Genomic DNA, 17,535 nt, shown 5'->3' with positions numbered 1-17,535 from the left:
CCAACCCGAAGGGCCGCATGCCTTCAAGTCCTGAGAAGGATTTTCGTCTTGAACGTACCCGCCAGGTATGCCCTTCGACGAAAATCCTTCTCAGCCCATAAAATCATTGCGGCAGAATGCGTCGTATTAATCGTACGGTGCCCTAGAGCCCCGGAGCGTTCTCAGGCGTGGCCGGTCTCGGTCGACAGCATCGCCGGGGAAATTCCCATGGAAGCCAGCACGCGGTCATATTTTCCGATATGATCCGGATCGAAGACGATGTCGTCGCTGGCCGGACAGCTTAGCCAGGTGTTGGCGAAGATTTCGTTTTCGAGTTGTCCGGGTGCCCAGCCGGCATAGCCAAGCAGCATAATGCCGCGCCGGGGGCCGCAGCCATCCTTGATGGCTCGCAGGATATCGACCGTGGCGGTCAGGCACAGATCGTCATTGACCGGCATGGTCGACTGGGTCATGTAATCGTCCGAATGCAATACGAAGCCGCGCCCGGCATCAACCGGACCTCCCAACTGGATCGGGAAATCGCGGGCGCACTCGCTAATTCCGGTCTTCCGGGTGGAGCCTTCCCGGGGTTGCTTTCGCCCATCCAGATCAAGGTTTTCCATAAGCTCTTCAAATCGCAGCGGCTGCGGACGATTGACGATAAATCCCATGGCGCCATTGTCGGAGTGGGCGCACACGAAAATGACGGTGCGCTCGAAGCGCTCGTCTTCCATTCCCGGCATGGCGACAAGGAAATGCCCGTCGAGGCATCCCCGATCCTTCCGGGTGAGATGGTCTTCTATCCCTAACATCCGTTGATGCTAACAAGTTTTGGGGTTTTGGAAAGGCCCAACAGCACCAAAGCTCAAACTAGACTTGCAACGGGCTTTTCATCCGCTTGAGCGATTGATGTCCGCTACCGGCATGGTCTGCTTTGATGCCCTCGCCTCGGTGGCGCATGCAGGCCAGATCATCGGCGCAAGCCCGGCGGTCACGCAAAAATGAGCACTCAGGTCGCCGGATTGAATGGATTTTGACATCTTGCTTCCGCTAGACTGAATTCATGAGCAAACACTATTCCAGAACTTCGTCGCGCCAATCGGTCTTGTTGATCGCCAGTGCGGCATTTGCCTTCATCCTGAGCTCCTCGCCAGCCCTGTCTCTCGACAGCGGCTGGACCGAAACACAAGGCGGACGCATGCGGCTGGTGGTGGATCCGGCCCCGCGCGAGGACGGGACAATCGCCGGCATTCTGGACATCGGCCTCGACCCCGGATGGAAAACCTATTGGCGCGATCCGGGCAGCGCCGGCATTCCCCCGACGCTGGATTTTTCCAAGAGCCAGGGCGTTACGCTGGAAACCATGCAGTATCCGCCACCGGTCCGCGTTGATGACGGCTATGCAATCTGGGCAGGCTACACCGCGCCGGTGCAGCTGCCGCTGATCCTTAAGCGGACCGCTTCCGGCGACGCCCGCATCCACGCAACGGCATTCATCGGTATCTGCGAGAAAATCTGTGTTCCGTTCCAGGCCGAGTTCGAGATCGACCTGTCCGAAGCCTCGGCCCGGCAAAGCGGGACAGAAGCCATCATCTCGCAAGCTTTCTCCCGTTTGCCCGAACCCGCCGGCGTTGACTTCAATCTTGATGAATCCGTTTATGACGCGGCAAGCAAACAGCTTGAGATTTCAGCCCTGCTGCCGCAATTCCGGCCTTCCGGTGTTGCGCCGGAACTGTTCGTCGCAGGCCCCGCCGGATTCGCCTTTGCGCCGCCGAAACTTGCCTATCAGGACGGTCGCTCGGTGCGCTGGACCGTTGCAGTTGAAGGCATGCCCCGTACTGCGGAAGCTGGCAAAAGCGAAACCCTTGAGATCGTTGTCACCCTGGGCCAGCGCGCCATTGAACAAAGCATTCAGGTGGAAGGATTTGCGCGAGACTGATTTCTCGCGGGATTATTCAGATTACCTCTCGCAATTGCCGCGGCACACCCTAAATCCGATGTCTGGTACAAATAGCAAAATGGGAGCGCCTACGTGACAATCGCAATTGGGGACACATTGCCCGAAGCCACCTTCAAGGAAAGGACCGCCGACGGCATGTCCGAGACAAAGGTCAGCGACCTGTTTTCGGGTAAGAAAGTCGTGCTGTTCGCCGTACCCGGCGCATTTACGCCGACCTGCCATCTCAACCACCTGCCCGGCTATCTTGAGAACCGTGACGCCATTCTGGCCAAGGGCGTGGACGAGATCGCCGTGCTTTCGGTCAACGACGCCTTTGTCATGGAAGCCTGGCAAAAGGCCACCAACGGAACCGGCAAGCTGCGCTACCTGTCCGACTGGGATGCAGGCTTCACCAAGGCAATCGGGATGGACGCCGACCTTTCGGCCGGCACACTGGGCGTTCGTTCAAAGCGCTATTCGATGATCGTCGAGGACGGCAAAGTCACTTCGCTCAACATCGAGGACACGCCGGGACAGGCGGTCACTTCGGGAGCTGCGGCGCTGCTTGAGCAACTCTGATTTGCACCAACATCCAATCGATCAGACGGCGCTCCTGCGGGGCGCCGTTCTGGTTTTGAAAGGCGCCATGCCTTCACGTGCAAGCTCGTCGGCGCGTTCGTTTTCGGGATGGCCGTCGTGGCCCTTGACCCAGTGCCACTTGACCTTGTGGCGCTGATTGGCCTGATCCAGCGCCTGCCAGAGCTCGGCGTTTTTCACCGGCTTCTTGCCCGCGGTCTTCCAGCCGTTTTTCTTCCAGCCGAAAATCCATTTGGAAATGCCGTCCATGACATATTTGCTGTCAGTGTACAGATCGACTTCACAAGCGCTCTTGAGGGCATTCAACGCCGAGATTGCAGCAAGCAGTTCCATGCGATTGTTGGTGGTTTCGGCCTCGCCGCCCGACAGTTCCTTCTGGGTTTCGCCGTGACGCAGGATGGCGCCCCAGCCGCCCGGGCCGGGATTTCCTGAACAGGCGCCGTCGGTGAAAATGTTCACATGCTTCACGAGATCATGTCCTTTGCGCGCAGACCGTATTCAGAGCCTGAGGTAACCTGGCGGTGGAACCTGAGCTTGCGGAAATACTCGAGCGGGTCCTTCTTGACCACCAGCGCGCCGTCGGGCGTGGTCAGCCAGTCATGCAGGCGGGTGAGAAAAAACCTCAAAGCCGCGCCACGCGCCAGCAACGGCAGCACATCCGCCTCCCTGGCTTCCATGGGGCGCACGGACACATAACCGTCAATCAGCGCCATGCCCTTGGTGTGATTGAACGCACCGTCGGGTTCAAAACACCAGGCGTTGAGACAGATGGCGACGTCGTAGACCAGAAAATCATTGCAGGCGAAGTAGAAATCGATCAGCCCGGACAGTTGGCCGTCTATGAAAAACACATTGTCGGGGAACAGATCCGCATGGATCACGCCTTCGGGCAGGCTTTCTGGCCAGCCCGCCTCAAGGATCTCGAGTTCGTTGTCGATCTCGGCTCTCAGTCCCGGCTGAATCTCGTCAGCGCGATCGCGCGACCCTTCCCACAAGGGCCGCCAATCCGAAACAGTCAGAGCGTTGACACGGCGGATCGGGAAATCGGCGCCAGCCACATGCATGGCGGCCAGCGCCCGCCCGACTTCGCGGCAATGCGGGGCTTGCGGCTTGCGCAGCCAGGCGCCATCAAGGAATGACACCATCGCAGCCGGCCTGCCCGCCAGTTCGCCAAGATGACCGCCGTCACGTCGCGGAATCGGCAACGGGCAGCTCAGGCCCTTGAGCGCCAGATGATCCATCAGCCCGATGAAAAACGGAAGGTCATCGCGATTGACGCGCTTTTCGTAGAGCGTCAGGATGAAGGTTCCGCCGGTGGTGCGCAGCAGAAAATTGGAATTCTCGACACCTTCGGCAATGCCTTTGTAGGACAACAGCGTGCCCACGTCATATTCGCTCAGAAACGCGGCGAGTTGCTCTTCGTTGACATCGGTATAGACCGCCATGCTCAGCGCGCTCCGTTGACAAAGGCCATGTCGGCGGGGGTCAGCTCAACATCGCGCAGTTCGCGATTGACTAGAAAGTTTTCGGTTTCGCGCACGGTTTCAGCCAGTTCGATGGTGGCATCAAAGCGCGCCTTGAAGGCCTCGATGATTTCATCGACCACGACCTCGGGCGCTGATGCGCCGGCGGACAAGCCAAGCAGGCCGATGTCTCCGATGGCGTCCCAGTCGATCTCGCGGGCGCGTTGCAGCAGGATCGACTGCCTGGCGCCGGCCTTGAGGGCAACCTCGACAAGACGCTTGGAATTGGAGGAATTCGGCGCGCCGACCACCACGAACAGATCGCATCCGGGTGCAGCGCGCTTGACCGCATCCTGACGGTTTGTGGTGGCGTAGCATATCGATTCCGCGGCGGGCGCGGTGATGTGCGGGAATTTCGATTGCAACCGCGCGATCACGTCGGCGGTATCATCAACCGACAAGGTGGTCTGGGTGACAAAGCCCAGCGCCGCCGGATCGGCGGGGTCAAATGCATCAACGTCAGCGACTGTTTCCACCAGCGTCACCGCACCCGGAGGCAATTGCCCCATGGTGCCGATGACCTCGGGATGCCCCTTGTGGCCAATCAGCACGACATGCCGGCCCAGCCGCTCGTGCCGCATGGCCTGCTTGTGCACCTTGGAGACCAGCGGACATGTGGCATCAAGATAAAACAGGTTGCGCGACGCAGCATCAGCAGGCACGGATTGCGGAACGCCATGGGCCGAGAAGATCACCGGTTGGGCATGATGCTCGGCCGGGATCTCGTCGATCTCCTCGACAAACACAGCCCCAAGCGCCTCCAGACCCTCCACCACATAGCGATTGTGCACGATTTCATGGCGGACATAGACCGGCGCGCCATATTTCTTCAAAGCCAGCACGACGATTTGAATCGCCCGGTCGACGCCCGCGCAAAATCCGCGCGGACCGCAAAGCCTGATAGTCAGGGGAGATCGGATCATTGGTACATTCATTATTGAGCCAAACGGAATCAGGATACGAGCAGCACCGCAACCAGGGCAATGGCCGCCGGAAGCGCCTGGATCACGAAGATCTTGCGCGATGCGGTCGCCCCGCCATACAGGCCGGCCACGACGACGCACCCAAGGAAAAACAGTTTGAGCTGAAATGCAACAGCTGCATCCGGATGGATCAGCGACCATATCAGGCCGGCGGCAAGAAAGCCGTTGTAGAGCCCCTGGTTTGCCGCCATCACCCTGGTCTGTGCTGCCTGGTCCGGCTTCAGGCCAAAAGCCTTCATTCCGCGCGGCGTCGTCCACAAAATCATTTCGAGCACGAGGATATAGACATGCTCGAGCGCAATCAGCGCCACCAGAATGAGTGCCAGAACCGCCACCTATGATCCCCTTCGCTTCGTGTTGAACATTGCGATACCATGCCTGCGCATTGCCGCACCAGCCGCATTCAGGATTTCCGTGTCATCCAGCCAAATATGCCGACGCCCGCCAATGCCAACGCCAGACCGTACCATGTAATAGCATATTGCAGATGGCTGTTGGGCAGGTCGATCATCGTGACCCCTCCCCTTGGCAGGCCACCAGGAACCGGGGTCGAATCGGCATCGAGAAAGAACGGCAGTGTCGTCTCAGCGGGCAAGCCGACGCTCGCCGCCATGCGATCGAGGTCCTTCCAGTAGAAAATGTTGCCTGCCTCATCGTTCTCGGGAACCATGGAGGACGGTTTTTCAGCCAGCCTTGCCCGAGCCAGCCCGGTGACATGCTGCGCGCCTGCAACCAGGCTTTGCGGACGGGTTGAAGCAGCTTTCCGGTCGTAGGGCACAAATCCGCGATTGATGAACAGGAAGCGCCCATCATCGAGCTGCAGCGGCGTGTAGAGATAAAAGCCCGACTGGCCTTCGAACGTCGCGAAAAAATGACGTTCCTTGTCATGCAGAAATTCACCCGATGCGCGGGCTGCGCGGTAATCGATCGGCTCGCCAGCCTCAAGCGCAGCCATGATGCCGTCATAATCAAGCGGCTCGGCGTGGCTACGTTTTTCGATCGAAGCCAGCAGATCCTCTTTCCAGTGAAGCCGCTTGACCTGCCATGTGCCCAGTGAAATCAGAATGGCGAGCGCGACAGGCAACAGCAGCAGACCGATCCAGAACCGCCGGCTGTGTCGCGGACGCTTCGCCGCATCCGAATCAGTCACGATCAATCTGCCCTTCGGCCGCCTTGTTGCGATACTGAAGTGCGATCATCAGGCCCTTGAGCACGCGCAGCAACACCAGCGACAGCACGGTGGCGAGCGGTATCCACAGTATCAGATGCACCCAGACTGCCGGGCTGTAATTGACCTCGAGCCACAGCGCCAGACCGACAACAATGAAGCCGATAATGAGAATGACAAACACCGCCGGACCGTCCCCGGCATCGGCGAAGGAATAGTCCAGTCCGCAGACATTGCACTTCGGCTTGACGCCCAGCAAGCCCTCGAGCAAAGCCCCTTCGCCGCATCGCGGGCAGCGGCCACGTACGCCGACCGCAATCGGATCGACAGGCGGATAATGTGCCTCGTCCTTGGCCATTGGTCATTTTCCTTGCTTGATCGAGATTAATTCAAAAGCCCAAATGCACAGGGCGGCAGGTTTCCCCCGCCGCCCCGCTTGTAATCGGTCCAAGGCTTGCCTAGCCGTGGTAAATTGGCGCACCCCATGATCCCCATACGTAGATCGCGAAGAACAGGAACAGCCAGACAACGTCAACGAAATGCCAGTACCAGGCCGCGGCTTCAAAGCCGAAATGCTGTTTGGGAGTGAAATCCCCCTTCATCGCGCGAATCAGGCAGACCAGCAGGAAGATGGTTCCGACCAGCACGTGAAAGCCGTGGAAACCGGTAGCCATGAAGAAGGTGGCGCCGTAAATCGATTCCTTGAAGGCAAATGGAGCGTGCATGTATTCGTAGACCTGTACGAATGAGAACAACACTCCGAGCACGACGGTGAGGGCCAAGCCGTTGACCAAGCCTTTGCGATCGCCATGCAGCAGCGCATGGTGGGCCCAAGTTACCGTGGTGCCGGACAGCAGCAAAATGATGGTGTTGTAAAGCGGCAGGTGCAGCGGATCGAGCACTTCGATGCCGGCCGGAGGCCATTGACCGCCAGTGAAGGCGGCGCGGGCAACCTGATGGACTTCGTCAGGAAACAGGCTGGCGTCGAAGAAGGCCCAGAACCAGGCAACAAAGAACATCACTTCGGAAGCGATGAACATGATCATGCCATAGCGCAGGTGCAGTCCAACCACGCGGGTGTGATGGCCCTCATGGGCTTCCTTGATCGTCGCGCCCCACCAGCCGAACATGGTGTAGAGCACTATGCCAAGGCCAACCAGGAACATGACCGGATTGGTAATCGGCATGCCGAGGAGCGATTCCGCACCCTTGAGGCCCTGCATCCAGCCGATGCCGCCGAGCGCCATGACAAGCGCCCCGATAGATCCGGTCAGCGGCCAGGGGCTCGGGTCAATGATGTGGTAGTCGTGGTTCTTTTGATGCGCGTCGGCCATGTCAGCTTTCCCCCATGGTCATCAGTCCCGCCCCGAACCAGAAGGTCCGGCGCGTCGTTGCTCTTACAAAGTGTTCTTGTCTTGCACCGGCTCCGTCATCACCGCAACGGGTTTTTCCGGTGCATGAGGGAAGAATGTGTAAGACAGTGTGATTGTGGTGACATCCTTGGCGTCCGGATCGTCGACAATTGCAGGGTCGACGAAAAAGACCACCGGCATGTTCATGATTTCACCGGGCTTCAATTCATTCTCGGTGAAACAGAAACACTGGATCTTGTTGAAATAGGCACCTGCGGACATCGGTGTGACGTTGAACGTCGCCTGACCGTAAGTCGTATGGTCCGATTGGTTTTCGGCGGTATAGGCAATTTGCACGGTCTCGCCGATCCTGAGTTCGACTTCGCGCTCAACCGGCTTGAAATCCCACGGCAGGCCGCCGGCCACGTTGGAATCGAAATGGACCTTGATCTTGCGATCGAGAATGACATCGGACGCCTGCTCGACACGCTGTGTGGTGCCGCCATAACCCGTGACCTGGCAAAACAGCTGATACAGCGGAACCGCGGCGTAACTGACGCCAACCATTGAAACCACAAACGCCGCACAAACAGCGAATACCCGCATGTTCGCACTGGATTTCACCTTGTCATTTCCGCTGTGCGGTTCGCTCATAATCTGATCCTCACATCGGCCGGCTGAAGATGCCCGGTCCAATTTTGATAATCGTCACCACGTAAAACAGGACAGCAAGGACGGCCAAGACCACAGCAAGCGCCACGGAGCGTGACCGCCGGGCCTTCTTCTGCTGTTCAGTGAGTTCAACCTTGTCCATGATTATGCCACCAGCCCGAAGAATTTCGCTGCCAGCGCATCAACCAGCAGAGACGTGAAAATGACAAACAGATAAACCAGCGAATAGGCAAACATCTTCTTGGCCGGGATCATTTTCTCATCACCGTCCGGCATCCGCCAGACCTGCACGGAATACCAGATGAAGGCTGCGCCGAGCACTGCCGCAACCACGCCATAGGTGATGCCTGCAAAGCCCATGACGGTCGGCACAACGCCGGCAATGGCGGTCAACACGGCATAGAGAACAATCTGGTTCTTGGTGGTGCGTTCACCGGAAACATTGGGCAGCATCGGAATGCCGGCCCGGCCGTAATCCTCTGATTTGAACAGTGCCAGCGCCCAGAAATGCGCAGGGGTCCAGAGAAAGATGATGGCGAAAAGCGCGATGCTCTCGAGCGAAATCGAATTGGTCACGCAAGCCCAGCCGATGATCGGCGGAAAGGCACCGGCTGCACCACCGATGACGATGTTGTGCGGCGTCGAGCGCTTGAGCCACATGGTGTAGACAACGGCATAAAAGAAGATTGTAAAGGCGAGCAGACCGGCCGAGAGCCAATTGACCATCAGGCCAAGGGTCGCCACGGAGAATATCGAAAGGAACAGACCGAAAGCCAGTGTCGTTTCAGCGGAAATGAGTCCCGCCGGAACCGGACGTTTTGCAGTGCGGCCCATCAGGATATCGATATCGGCGTCGTACCACATGTTGAGCGCACCGGATGCGCCAGCGCCAACGGCAATCGACAAGATCGCAATAAAGCCGATCACCGGATGGATCTCACCGGGAGCCATCAGCAGGCCGACCAGCGCGGTGAAGACAACCAGTGACATGACACGCGGCTTGAGCAGCGCGAAGAAATCGCCTGCATCGCCTTCGAGAACGGCCGCCGGAGCGGAAGCGGTCAGTGCATCATGTTCGTTGGTCATTGCCATGGGCAATTTGCCTTTCTTTCATCCACCGGTTTAACCGGCCCCGTTTCTCGGGGACCAGACATTGCTGTCCGGTTGCAAGCATCAGACCGCCGGATGAAACCGGCGGTCTGGGTTATATGCTGGCTGCGCAGATTTACTTGATGCGCGGCAGCTGTTCCCACTGGTGGTATGGCGGCGGCGATGTCAGCTGCCATTCCAGCGTCGTGGCGCCCTCACCCCAGGGATTGTCACCGGCAACGCGCTTCTTGGAGAAGGCATCCCAGACACCGTAGAGGAAGATCAACACGGCAAACCCGGAGATATACGAGCCGTAGGAGGATATCATGTTCCAGCCGGCGAAAGCATCGGGATAGTCGATGTAACGACGCGGCATTCCGGCCAGACCGAGGAAGTGCTGCGGGAAGAACACCAGATTGACGCCCACGAAGGTGATCCAGAAATGGATGCTGGCGATCCTGTCATTGTACATGTAGCCAGTCATCTTCGGGAACCAGTAGTACCAGCCGGCGAAGATCGCGAACACGGCGCCGAGCGACAGCACGTAATGGAAGTGGGCAACCACATAGTAGGTGTCGTGCATGGCCCGGTCGAGACCGGCATTTGCCAGCTGCACACCGGTCACACCGCCGACGGTGAACAGGAAGATGAAGCCGATCGCCCAGAGCATAGGTGCGCGGAAGGAGATCGAGCCGCCCCACATCGTGGCAATCCAGGAGAAGATCTTCACTCCGGTCGGAACCGCGATCACCATGGTGGCGAAGACGAAGTAGCGCTGCGTGTTGAGCGACAGGCCGACCGTATACATGTGGTGGGCCCACACGATGAAGCCGACCGCGCCGATGGCAACCATCGCATAGGCCATCCCGAGATAACCGAACACCGGCTTGCGCGAAAAGGTCGAGATGATGTGGCTGACGATACCGAACGCCGGCAGGATCAGAATGTAGACTTCCGGGTGACCGAAGAACCAGAACAGATGCTGGAACAGGATCGGATCGCCGCCGCCTTCGGGTGCGAAGAACGCGGTGCCGAAGTTGCGGTCTGTCAGAAGCATGGTGATGCCACCAGCCAGAACCGGCAGCGACAGAAGCAGCAGGAATGCAGTGATCAGCACCGACCAGGCAAACAGCGGCATCTTGTGCAGGGTCATGCCCGGCGCACGCATGTTGAAAATGGTGGTGATGAAGTTGATCGCGCCAAGGATCGACGACGCGCCGGCGATATGCAGCGACAGGATCGCGAAATCCATCGCCGGACCAGGCTGGCCGGTGGTGGAGAGAGGCGGATAGATGGTCCAGCCGCCACCGGTTCCGTATCCGCCCGCAGGGCCTTCAACAAACATCGAAAGAAGCAACAGCAGGAACGCTGGCGGAAGCAGCCAGAAGGAGATGTTGTTCATGCGCGGGAACGCCATATCCGGCGCGCCGATCATGATCGGAACCATCCAGTTGGCAAAACCGCCGATCAGCGCAGGCATCACCATGAAGAAGATCATGATCAGACCGTGGGCCGTGGTGAACACATTGTACATGTGCTTGCCGCCGTCGATGGCTGCATCGCCCTCGAAGCCGTAGACCATCGAGGCCAGCCCGTGGAAAATCTGAATGCCGGGCTCTTGCAGCTCCATGCGCATGGCAATGGAGAGAGCACCACCGATGATACCCGCGATGATCGCGAAGATCAGGTAGAGAGTCCCAATATCCTTGTGATTGGTGGAATACATCCAGCGACGCACAAAACCCTTGGGTTTATGGTCGTGATCGTCGTGAGCGACAGTTGAACCGGCCATTGGTCTCAGTCCCCTCTCTTAGTTCTTAACGTTGGCGGCAACATCGACCGACTTGGCGTCGGCATCGATGGCGGCAATCAGGTTGCGGTTGGCAGCCTCGACATCGTCGGCAGCGGCTGCGAGCCATGCGTCGAACTTGTCCTGGGCAACCACACGGATCGCGATCGGCATATAAGCGTGATCCTTGCCGCAAAGTTCGGAGCACTGCCCGTAATAGAGGCCTTCCGCCTCCGCATTGAACCACGTCTCGTTGAGACGACCGGGAACCGCGTCAATCTTGATGCCAAATGCCGGCATGGCGAAGGAGTGCAGAACGTCTGCGGCCGTGACCAGCACGCGGACCGTCTTGCCAACGGGAACCACGAACTCATTGTCCACAGTGAGCAGGCGCGGATAAGTCGCCAGATCTTCCTTGCCGGCATCGGCGCGCTCGCCATCCTGCAGCAACAAGGAGTCAAACGAGAGCTCCTCGTCTGTCTGGTACTCGTAGCCCCAATACCACTGATAGCCCGTGGCCTTGACCGTGAAATCGGCTTCCGGCGGGCTGTATTGCGCGGTCAGGAGATTGAAGGACGGAACCGCCAACGCCAGGAGGATCACCACCGGACCCAGTGTCCAGATCACCTCAATGAGCGAATTGTGGCTGGTCTTCGAGGGATTGGGATTGGCGCCAGCGCGGAATTTCACCATCACATAGATCAAAAGCACCAGCACCAGGAGTGTGATCGGCACGATGAACCAGAGCGTGTAGCTCTCGAAACCGCGGATTTGCGTCATGATTTCGGTGGCAGCAGGCTGAAAGCCCATTTGCCAGTCAACCGGCTGTGCGGCCAATGCCGGGCCAGTGCCCAGCGAAAAGAGCGCTGCAAGCCCTGCAGAAAGCTTGTTGGTCACGTTGTGTCTCCCTCGAGTATCGTGCCGCCTGCGTGACCAGACGGAATCCCTCATATATATCCGGCGCTTCAAATCACAGAATGACATCGCTAGCAACAGTCGTCACCTGTTGATAATGCGGCATTTATGCACGCGTGTGCCTAACCTGCTTCTTTATGCGCTGATTCGGGCCAGAAATCCGTAATCACAGATATGTCTTTCCGCTTTTGTCTCCGGAATCCACTCCATCTGTGTCGCAATCACCGGCTTTGTTTGCCGCAAGGCCGCATTTTTGCCGCACAAAACAGCAGAGAGTTGCCGCGAAGGGTTACAATTCGGCTCTGCCCATTTACAAAAAGCCTGATGATTCGGCCGTTCCCGGGGGATGAAATGGCACTTGCACTGAAATCGAAAGCGGCAAGCGCCGCAATTCTCGCCGTTTGCATGCTTGCGGCTCCGCTGGGGCTTGCATCCCAGGCTGCCGCCCAACAGGCGGGCAAGGTCAAATCCTCCCATGGCTCCTGGTCAATCGTGTGCGACACACCCGCCGGCGCTCCCGGCGAGCAATGCGCGCTGATGCAGAACGTGATTGCAGACGACCGGCCCGAAGTCGGCCTTTCTGTGGTGGTTTTGAAAACCGCCGATCAACAGGCGCGGATCCTGCGCGTGCTGGCGCCGCTTGGCGTGCTGCTGCCCTCGGGGCTTGGCCTGAATGTTGACGGCAAGGATATCGGCCGGGCCTATTTCGTCCGCTGCTTCTCCGATGGCTGCTACGCCGAGGTGATTCTCGACGAAACCCTGCTGACCACGCTGCGCGGCGGCACCACGGCAACCTTCATCGTGTTTCAGACACCGGAAGAAGGCATCGGCATTCCTGTCGACCTCGCCGGTTTCACCGAAGGCTATGCCGCCCTGCCGTAACCGCCGGGCTGCGCATCTGGTTGTCGAGTGGACCCGAACCGGGTGTGCGATGCGTGATCCCGGTCACCGGTTGACTGGCCGCTCTGTTTCAATCACGGCCAGACCACCTATATAGCAAGCCATGATCTCATCAGGAATGGACAATGCCATGCAGGACCCTCTCGCAAGCCAGTTCGATATCTCGGAAGCCCAGGTGGAGCGGATCGTCGCCGATGCGCTCAAGGACGCCGATGATGGCGAGCTTTACCTTGAGTATGAGGAAACCGAATCACTGCTGTTCGACAATGGCAAGCTGAAATCCGGCGCCTATTCCACGGACCGCGGGTTCGGGCTCCGGTCGGTGCTGGGCGAAACGTCCGGCTATGCCCACGCAGGCGAATTGTCGGAAGCTGCATTGAAACGGGCGGCGGATGCGGTCTCGGCGGTCACGCGCGGCGCCAACGGCAGTTACTCCGCCGCGCCACAACGTACCAACAAGCTGCTTTATACTGCCGACAACCCGCTTGCCTCGCCAGGTTTCGAGGACAAGGTCAAGCTGCTGCAAACCATCGACCATTATCTGCGCACCAAGGACGAGAGGGTCCGCCAGGTTTCGGTTTCAATCGCCGCCAACTGGCAGGTGGTGGAGATCCTGCGCGCCGATGGTCACCGGGTTCGCGATGTGCGGCCACTCACCCGGCTCAATATTTCCGTGGTCGCCGGCATCGGCGACAGGCAGGAAACCGGGTCCTACGGCATGGGCGGACGCAAGCTGTTCGGTGATTTTCTCACGGATGAAAGCTGGCGGCACGGCGCCGACGAGGCGCTGCGGCAGGCACTGGTCAATCTCGACGCGATTCCCGCTCCCGCCGGCACAATGGATGTGGTGCTCGGCGCCGGTTGGCCCGGCGTGATGCTGCATGAAGCTGTCGGCCATGGTCTGGAAGGTGATTTCAACCGCAAGAAAACTTCCGCCTTCGCCGGTCTTCTGGGTGAACGGGTCGCATCGAAAGGCGTCACTGTGGTCGACGACGGCACCATTGAAGGCCGCCGCGGATCGCTGTCGGTCGACGATGAGGGCACGCCGTCAGGTTACAATGTGCTGATCGAGGACGGCATTCTGGTGGGCTACATGCAGGACCGCCAGAACGCCCGGTTGATGGGCATGAAAGCCACCGGCAATGGCCGCCGCCAATCCTACGCGCATCAGCCGATGCCGCGGATGACCAACACCTACATGCTGTCGGGCGACAAAACTCCGGAAGAGATGATTTCCTCCGTGAAAAAAGGGCTTTATGCCGTGTCTTTCGGCGGCGGCCAGGTCGACATCACATCGGGCAAGTTCGTGTTCGGCTGCACCGAGGCCTACATGATCGAGGATGGCAAGATCAGCGCTCCGGTGACCGGCGCGATGCTGATCGGCAATGGGCCGGAAGCCATGCAGCGGATTTCGATGATCGGCAATGATTCCGCACTCGACACAGGCATCGGCATGTGCGGCAAGGCCGGCCAAAGCGTACCGGTGGGCGTCGGTCAGCCGCATCTGCTGATGAATGCCATGACGGTGGGCGGCACACAGACCTGAGCCGGGTTACCGTCTCCAGGCGAGGGCTCAGCCCGCTGACAGTGCGCCTCATTTGGCTTGCTGGACCCTTCGGTGGTCTTCCGAGCAGGCCGCGTTGCCCCTTGCGTCGGCCATGTTGCGACCACATATGCGTGTGAGCATATATGTAACAAGGGAGATCCGATTATGAGCTACACAATCGACCGTACATTCAAGGGTGAAAGTTTTGACGCAGTCGTCGAGCGGACACGAGCGGCGCTGGCGGACAACGGCTTCGGCGTTCTCACCGAAATCGATGTCAAGGCCACGATGAAGAAGAAAATCGACGTGGAGCTGGACGACTATCTGATCCTCGGCGCCTGCAATCCGGGGATGGCCAACGAAGCCATCAAGATAGAGCCCCGCGTCGGCGCCATGCTGCCCTGCAATGTCATCGTGCGGTCGACCTCGGACGGTGAAGTCATGGTCAGCGCCGTCGATCCCGTCGCCTCTATGCAGGCCATTGCCAACGCAACGCTTCAATCGGTGGCGGGCAAGGTACGCGACATGCTCAAGGCGGTGGTTGAAGCGATCTGATGTCGCCAGTCGCGGGTTTGCCTGAGCAGCCACAGAGCGGGTAAGCTGAACCAGGGTTTCAGGATCGGGTTACCTGCCGCGTGGCGCAATCAACCGGTGTCAGTGACGCACAATGGCTGGTTGCTGCCGCAAGTCGGTCGCACAGACGCGCGGCACGGTTTTGGCGCGACCGCATCAGGCGGCGGCACGCGGCAATCCGCCCCGGCACGGCATCGACCATTGACCTTTGGCGATTGAGGCTCAAGCATTGGCCGAATCGCTCATGGGGACAAATGATGCCTGACACGATCAACATTCCGAATATGCTCCAGTTCATTTCCGATGTCACCGACCCGCTGGAAATCAAACTGGCAGGTCAGGCCTTTCTGGAGAAGGCTCCACCGGAGCGGACCCTGGAAATTGCGTCGGCACTGAGTTTCGGAAATCCGTTCTATATCCCCAATATCAGCGACGACAACGCCAAGCAGATGGCGATCAGCATTCAACAGTTTGCTGAACTGACCATGCGGGCGCGGATAACCTGCCATCACGCGGATCAAGCCAATATCCTTGTTGCATGCGCGCCAAAATCCGCATCAACCTTCATCTGGGGCGCGCTGATGCGTGCCACCGGCTTGCCCGGAGTAAGCCTGGCGGCAGCCACCATGTCACCGCTGTCCTCTTCAAAGCTCGGCATGAACCTGCGCGAACAGGAAACCGATGAACTGGCGCTGATCCGCAATGGCATCAACGGCATGGGTTATGTCGCCCAGCATCACATCCGCTGCACGCCCTACCTCTGCCATCAGATGAGACTTTTCCGGATCAAGCCCATCGTCACCTATCGCAACTATTTCGATACGCTGGTCAGCCTCGATGACATGTTCATGGACTGGCGGCCATCCGATCCCGGTACCGATCATCATTTCTTCGATGACGGGTTGCCTTCAAAATACGTTGAAATGGATCGGGAGGATCGCCTGCACTTGCTGGCTGACCGGAGCACGACATTCTACATCCAGTTCTATCTGACCTGGAAGAAATGCGAGGCTATGGGCCTGATCGAGCCGCTTTGGGTTTCCTATGAAAAGGATTTCCATGGCGACAAAGCCAAGCTCGCCCAGCGCATTGCCGGTTTTGTCGGCGAAAATCATGTCGATGCGGCCAAGCTTGCCGAACAGCTTGGCGAAACTGCTCCGGAAAAGTCAGCCCGCCTCAACAAGGGGCTGGTTGGGCGGGGCAAGGATATCCCGCAATCGGTCCGTGACAAGGTGCATGCGATTTTCAGCCGTTATGAGAGTGAAGCCGATTTCTCGGAAATGCTGATCACGACCTAGAGTATCCGAACGATTAATATGACGCGGCAAGAGGTCCCAGGGTTGATTGTCCGGGTTTGATTCAACAACGGTTAAGCCGGTGCTGGTAATACGGTCATATTGCTTGCGCTTTTCGCGCTTCGGATCGGATTCATGTACGGACCAAATACAATCGCCACACGCAGAATGGTCAAGCGCGCCGTCATTCAAGGCGGGCTTGAGGCTGTGTCGCTGTTGTCGAGAACAGGCATCATGCCGGGCGCGCGCGGAATGGGCGCGATCTTCACCTTGCACCATGTCCGGCCGGCACATCACAAGGATTTCAATCCCGCTGCTCACCTGACGATCACGCCCGAGTTTCTCGACGAGAGTATCACCAGGTTGAAAGATGATGGCCATATTCCGGTGGCGCTTCATGACCTGCCCGAATTTCTCGCCCAACCGGAGCAACCCGGGCCGGCCATGGTGTTTACCCTTGATGACGGGTACCGGGACAACAATGAACATGCCCGGCCGGTCTTTGAAAAACACGGTGTCCCCTACACGATTTTTATCTCTGGCGGCTTTGTCGACCGCACCCATTCGATCTGGTGGGAAACCGCCGAACAACTGATCGGCATGGTGGATGAATTCAGCTTCGACTACGGCAAGGGTGAAATCACCCTGCCGACCCGAACCCTGATTGAAAAATACGCCGTCTTCGACCAGTTGCACAAAGCGCTCGCCTGCGCCGAGCAATCCGCCATTGTTTCCCGGCTTGATGCGAAGGCCCGCCAGGCCGGAATCTGCCCGACCGGCATCGTTGACCGGGAAGTCATGGATGAAAACGAACTGCGCGAAATGGCGGCCAAGCCGCTGGCCCATCTGGGCGCCCACACAATCGGGCATCTGAACCTGGCCCATCTGGAGCCCGACCAGATGCGGTCTGAAATCGTCCTCTCAGCCGAACGCATCGCGCGGATCACCGGGGAGGCACCGTTGACCATGGCTTATCCTTATGGTGACAGATGCGCCGCCGGGCCACGGGAATATCAAGCCGTCCGGGAGCTCGACTTCAAGCTCGCGGTTACCACGAATCCGGGCGTTCTGCACCGCGAAAACCTGCAGGACCTGTTTGCGCTGCACCGGATTTCGCTCAATGGCTACTATCAGAAGAGCCGCTATGTCGGCGCGCTGGCATCGGGCATTCCCTTTGCATTCACGTAAGCGACCTTTGGACGCCATGATGGTGGC

The 17,535-nt window shown here is 58.7% G+C and carries 20 protein-coding genes; 7 read left to right on the top strand and 13 right to left on the bottom strand.

Going from position 1 to position 17,535, the window contains the following annotated elements:
• Positions 1-161: 161 nt before the first annotated feature.
• A complete protein-coding gene (locus ABJN75_RS09040; protein ID WP_348438899.1) occupies positions 162-791 on the bottom strand; it encodes a YqgE/AlgH family protein in 630 nt (209 codons plus the stop codon).
• Between the two features lie 251 nt (positions 792-1,042).
• On the opposite strand from ABJN75_RS09040, the gene ABJN75_RS09035 reads away from it, so the two are divergent.
• Entirely contained in the window at positions 1,043-1,918 is an 876-nt protein-coding gene (locus tag ABJN75_RS09035; protein WP_348438897.1) for a protein-disulfide reductase DsbD domain-containing protein, read from the top strand.
• A gap of 93 nt (positions 1,919-2,011) precedes the next feature.
• On the top strand, positions 2,012-2,497 hold the full coding sequence (locus ABJN75_RS09030; RefSeq protein WP_348438895.1) for a peroxiredoxin: 486 nt from the start codon (positions 2,012-2,014) through the stop codon (positions 2,495-2,497).
• Between the two features lie 21 nt (positions 2,498-2,518).
• On the opposite strand, the gene rnhA is transcribed toward ABJN75_RS09030, so the two are convergent.
• The 12 genes from rnhA to coxB form a co-directional block, all read right to left on the bottom strand.
• The gene (gene rnhA / locus ABJN75_RS09025) at positions 2,519-2,983 is read right to left on the bottom strand and encodes a ribonuclease HI (protein ID WP_348438893.1); all 465 of its coding nucleotides are present in this window, start codon (positions 2,981-2,983) and stop codon (positions 2,519-2,521) included.
• On the bottom strand, positions 2,980-3,960 hold the full coding sequence (locus ABJN75_RS09020; protein WP_348438891.1) for a homoserine kinase: 981 nt from the start codon (positions 3,958-3,960) through the stop codon (positions 2,980-2,982). The genes rnhA and ABJN75_RS09020 overlap by 4 nt, the downstream gene beginning before the upstream one ends.
• A 2-nt stretch (positions 3,961-3,962) precedes the next feature.
• Positions 3,963-4,973 carry a 4-hydroxy-3-methylbut-2-enyl diphosphate reductase gene (gene ispH, locus ABJN75_RS09015; RefSeq protein WP_348438889.1) on the bottom strand — a complete coding sequence of 337 codons (1,011 nt, stop codon included), beginning with the start codon at positions 4,971-4,973 and terminating at the stop codon, positions 3,963-3,965.
• A gap of 17 nt (positions 4,974-4,990) precedes the next feature.
• The gene (locus ABJN75_RS09010) at positions 4,991-5,356 is read right to left on the bottom strand and encodes a DUF1304 domain-containing protein (protein WP_348438887.1); all 366 of its coding nucleotides are present in this window, start codon (positions 5,354-5,356) and stop codon (positions 4,991-4,993) included.
• 68 nt (positions 5,357-5,424) lie between these two features.
• Positions 5,425-6,171, bottom strand: a complete 747-nt coding sequence (locus ABJN75_RS09005; protein WP_348438885.1) for an SURF1 family protein — start codon at positions 6,169-6,171, stop codon at positions 5,425-5,427.
• On the bottom strand, positions 6,164-6,547 hold the full coding sequence (locus tag ABJN75_RS09000) for a DUF983 domain-containing protein (RefSeq protein WP_348438883.1): 384 nt from the start codon (positions 6,545-6,547) through the stop codon (positions 6,164-6,166). Before ABJN75_RS09000 ends, ABJN75_RS09005 begins: the two co-directional genes overlap by 8 nt.
• Before the next feature lie 100 nt (positions 6,548-6,647).
• A complete protein-coding gene (locus ABJN75_RS08995; RefSeq protein WP_348438881.1) occupies positions 6,648-7,523 on the bottom strand; it encodes a cytochrome c oxidase subunit 3 in 876 nt (291 codons plus the stop codon).
• A 63-nt stretch (positions 7,524-7,586) separates the two neighbouring features.
• Entirely contained in the window at positions 7,587-8,195 is a 609-nt protein-coding gene (locus ABJN75_RS08990; protein WP_348438879.1) for a cytochrome c oxidase assembly protein, read from the bottom strand.
• Positions 8,196-8,205: 10 nt separating this feature from the next.
• Positions 8,206-8,355, bottom strand: a complete 150-nt coding sequence (locus ABJN75_RS08985) for a hypothetical protein (RefSeq protein ID WP_348438877.1) — start codon at positions 8,353-8,355, stop codon at positions 8,206-8,208.
• Positions 8,356-8,357: 2 nt separating this feature from the next.
• Positions 8,358-9,305, bottom strand: coding sequence for a heme o synthase (locus ABJN75_RS08980; RefSeq protein WP_348438875.1), 948 nt, complete (start codon positions 9,303-9,305; stop codon positions 8,358-8,360).
• Between the two features lie 133 nt (positions 9,306-9,438).
• Positions 9,439-11,094, bottom strand: coding sequence for a cytochrome c oxidase subunit I (gene ctaD, locus ABJN75_RS08975; RefSeq protein ID WP_348438873.1), 1,656 nt, complete (start codon positions 11,092-11,094; stop codon positions 9,439-9,441).
• An 18-nt stretch (positions 11,095-11,112) separates the two neighbouring features.
• Positions 11,113-11,988: a cytochrome c oxidase subunit II gene (gene coxB, locus ABJN75_RS08970; RefSeq protein ID WP_348438871.1), complete on the bottom strand. Its 876-nt coding sequence runs from the start codon at positions 11,986-11,988 to the stop codon at positions 11,113-11,115.
• A gap of 369 nt (positions 11,989-12,357) precedes the next feature.
• Here coxB and ABJN75_RS08965 point away from each other — a divergent pair, with 369 nt between their 5' ends.
• From ABJN75_RS08965 to ABJN75_RS08945, 5 genes are all read left to right on the top strand, one after another.
• Entirely contained in the window at positions 12,358-12,888 is a 531-nt protein-coding gene (locus ABJN75_RS08965; RefSeq protein WP_348438869.1) for an invasion associated locus B family protein, read from the top strand.
• 148 nt (positions 12,889-13,036) lie between these two features.
• Positions 13,037-14,452, top strand: coding sequence for a metalloprotease TldD (tldD, locus tag ABJN75_RS08960; protein WP_348438867.1), 1,416 nt, complete (start codon positions 13,037-13,039; stop codon positions 14,450-14,452).
• 165 nt (positions 14,453-14,617) lie between these two features.
• Complete coding sequence (locus tag ABJN75_RS08955) at positions 14,618-15,007, top strand: DUF302 domain-containing protein (protein WP_348438865.1); 390 nt, start codon at positions 14,618-14,620, stop codon at positions 15,005-15,007.
• Positions 15,008-15,282: 275 nt separating this feature from the next.
• Positions 15,283-16,323, top strand: a complete 1,041-nt coding sequence (locus ABJN75_RS08950; protein WP_348438863.1) for a hypothetical protein — start codon at positions 15,283-15,285, stop codon at positions 16,321-16,323.
• A 132-nt stretch (positions 16,324-16,455) separates the two neighbouring features.
• On the top strand, positions 16,456-17,508 hold the full coding sequence (locus tag ABJN75_RS08945) for a polysaccharide deacetylase family protein (RefSeq protein WP_348438861.1): 1,053 nt from the start codon (positions 16,456-16,458) through the stop codon (positions 17,506-17,508).
• The last annotated feature ends 27 nt before the right edge of the window (positions 17,509-17,535 follow it).

Origin of the sequence: Hoeflea sp. (assembly GCF_039975035.1) — a bacterium.
Taxonomy (GTDB): domain Bacteria; phylum Pseudomonadota; class Alphaproteobacteria; order Rhizobiales; family Rhizobiaceae; genus Hoeflea.
Note: the sequence above shows the minus strand (reverse complement) of the source record. Positions and strands in the feature narration are given on the sequence as shown.

Coding starts and splice junctions, on each gene's coding strand:
- ABJN75_RS09040 (WP_348438899.1), bottom strand. CDS start 791: ATGTTAGGGATAGAAGACCATCTCACCCGGAAGGATCGGGGATGCCTC.
- ABJN75_RS09035 (WP_348438897.1), top strand. CDS start 1,043: ATGAGCAAACACTATTCCAGAACTTCGTCGCGCCAATCGGTCTTGTTG.
- ABJN75_RS09020 (WP_348438891.1), bottom strand. CDS start 3,960: ATGGCGGTCTATACCGATGTCAACGAAGAGCAACTCGCCGCGTTTCTG.
- ispH (WP_348438889.1), bottom strand. CDS start 4,973: ATGAATGTACCAATGATCCGATCTCCCCTGACTATCAGGCTTTGCGGT.
- ABJN75_RS09000 (WP_348438883.1), bottom strand. CDS start 6,547: ATGGCCAAGGACGAGGCACATTATCCGCCTGTCGATCCGATTGCGGTC.
- ABJN75_RS08995 (WP_348438881.1), bottom strand. CDS start 7,523: ATGGCCGACGCGCATCAAAAGAACCACGACTACCACATCATTGACCCG.
- ABJN75_RS08990 (WP_348438879.1), bottom strand. CDS start 8,195: ATGAGCGAACCGCACAGCGGAAATGACAAGGTGAAATCCAGTGCGAAC.
- ABJN75_RS08985 (WP_348438877.1), bottom strand. CDS start 8,355: ATGGACAAGGTTGAACTCACTGAACAGCAGAAGAAGGCCCGGCGGTCA.
- ABJN75_RS08980 (WP_348438875.1), bottom strand. CDS start 9,305: ATGGCAATGACCAACGAACATGATGCACTGACCGCTTCCGCTCCGGCG.
- ctaD (WP_348438873.1), bottom strand. CDS start 11,094: ATGGCCGGTTCAACTGTCGCTCACGACGATCACGACCATAAACCCAAG.
- ABJN75_RS08965 (WP_348438869.1), top strand. CDS start 12,358: ATGGCACTTGCACTGAAATCGAAAGCGGCAAGCGCCGCAATTCTCGCC.
- tldD (WP_348438867.1), top strand. CDS start 13,037: ATGCAGGACCCTCTCGCAAGCCAGTTCGATATCTCGGAAGCCCAGGTG.
- ABJN75_RS08955 (WP_348438865.1), top strand. CDS start 14,618: ATGAGCTACACAATCGACCGTACATTCAAGGGTGAAAGTTTTGACGCA.
- ABJN75_RS08950 (WP_348438863.1), top strand. CDS start 15,283: ATGCCTGACACGATCAACATTCCGAATATGCTCCAGTTCATTTCCGAT.
- ABJN75_RS08945 (WP_348438861.1), top strand. CDS start 16,456: ATGTACGGACCAAATACAATCGCCACACGCAGAATGGTCAAGCGCGCC.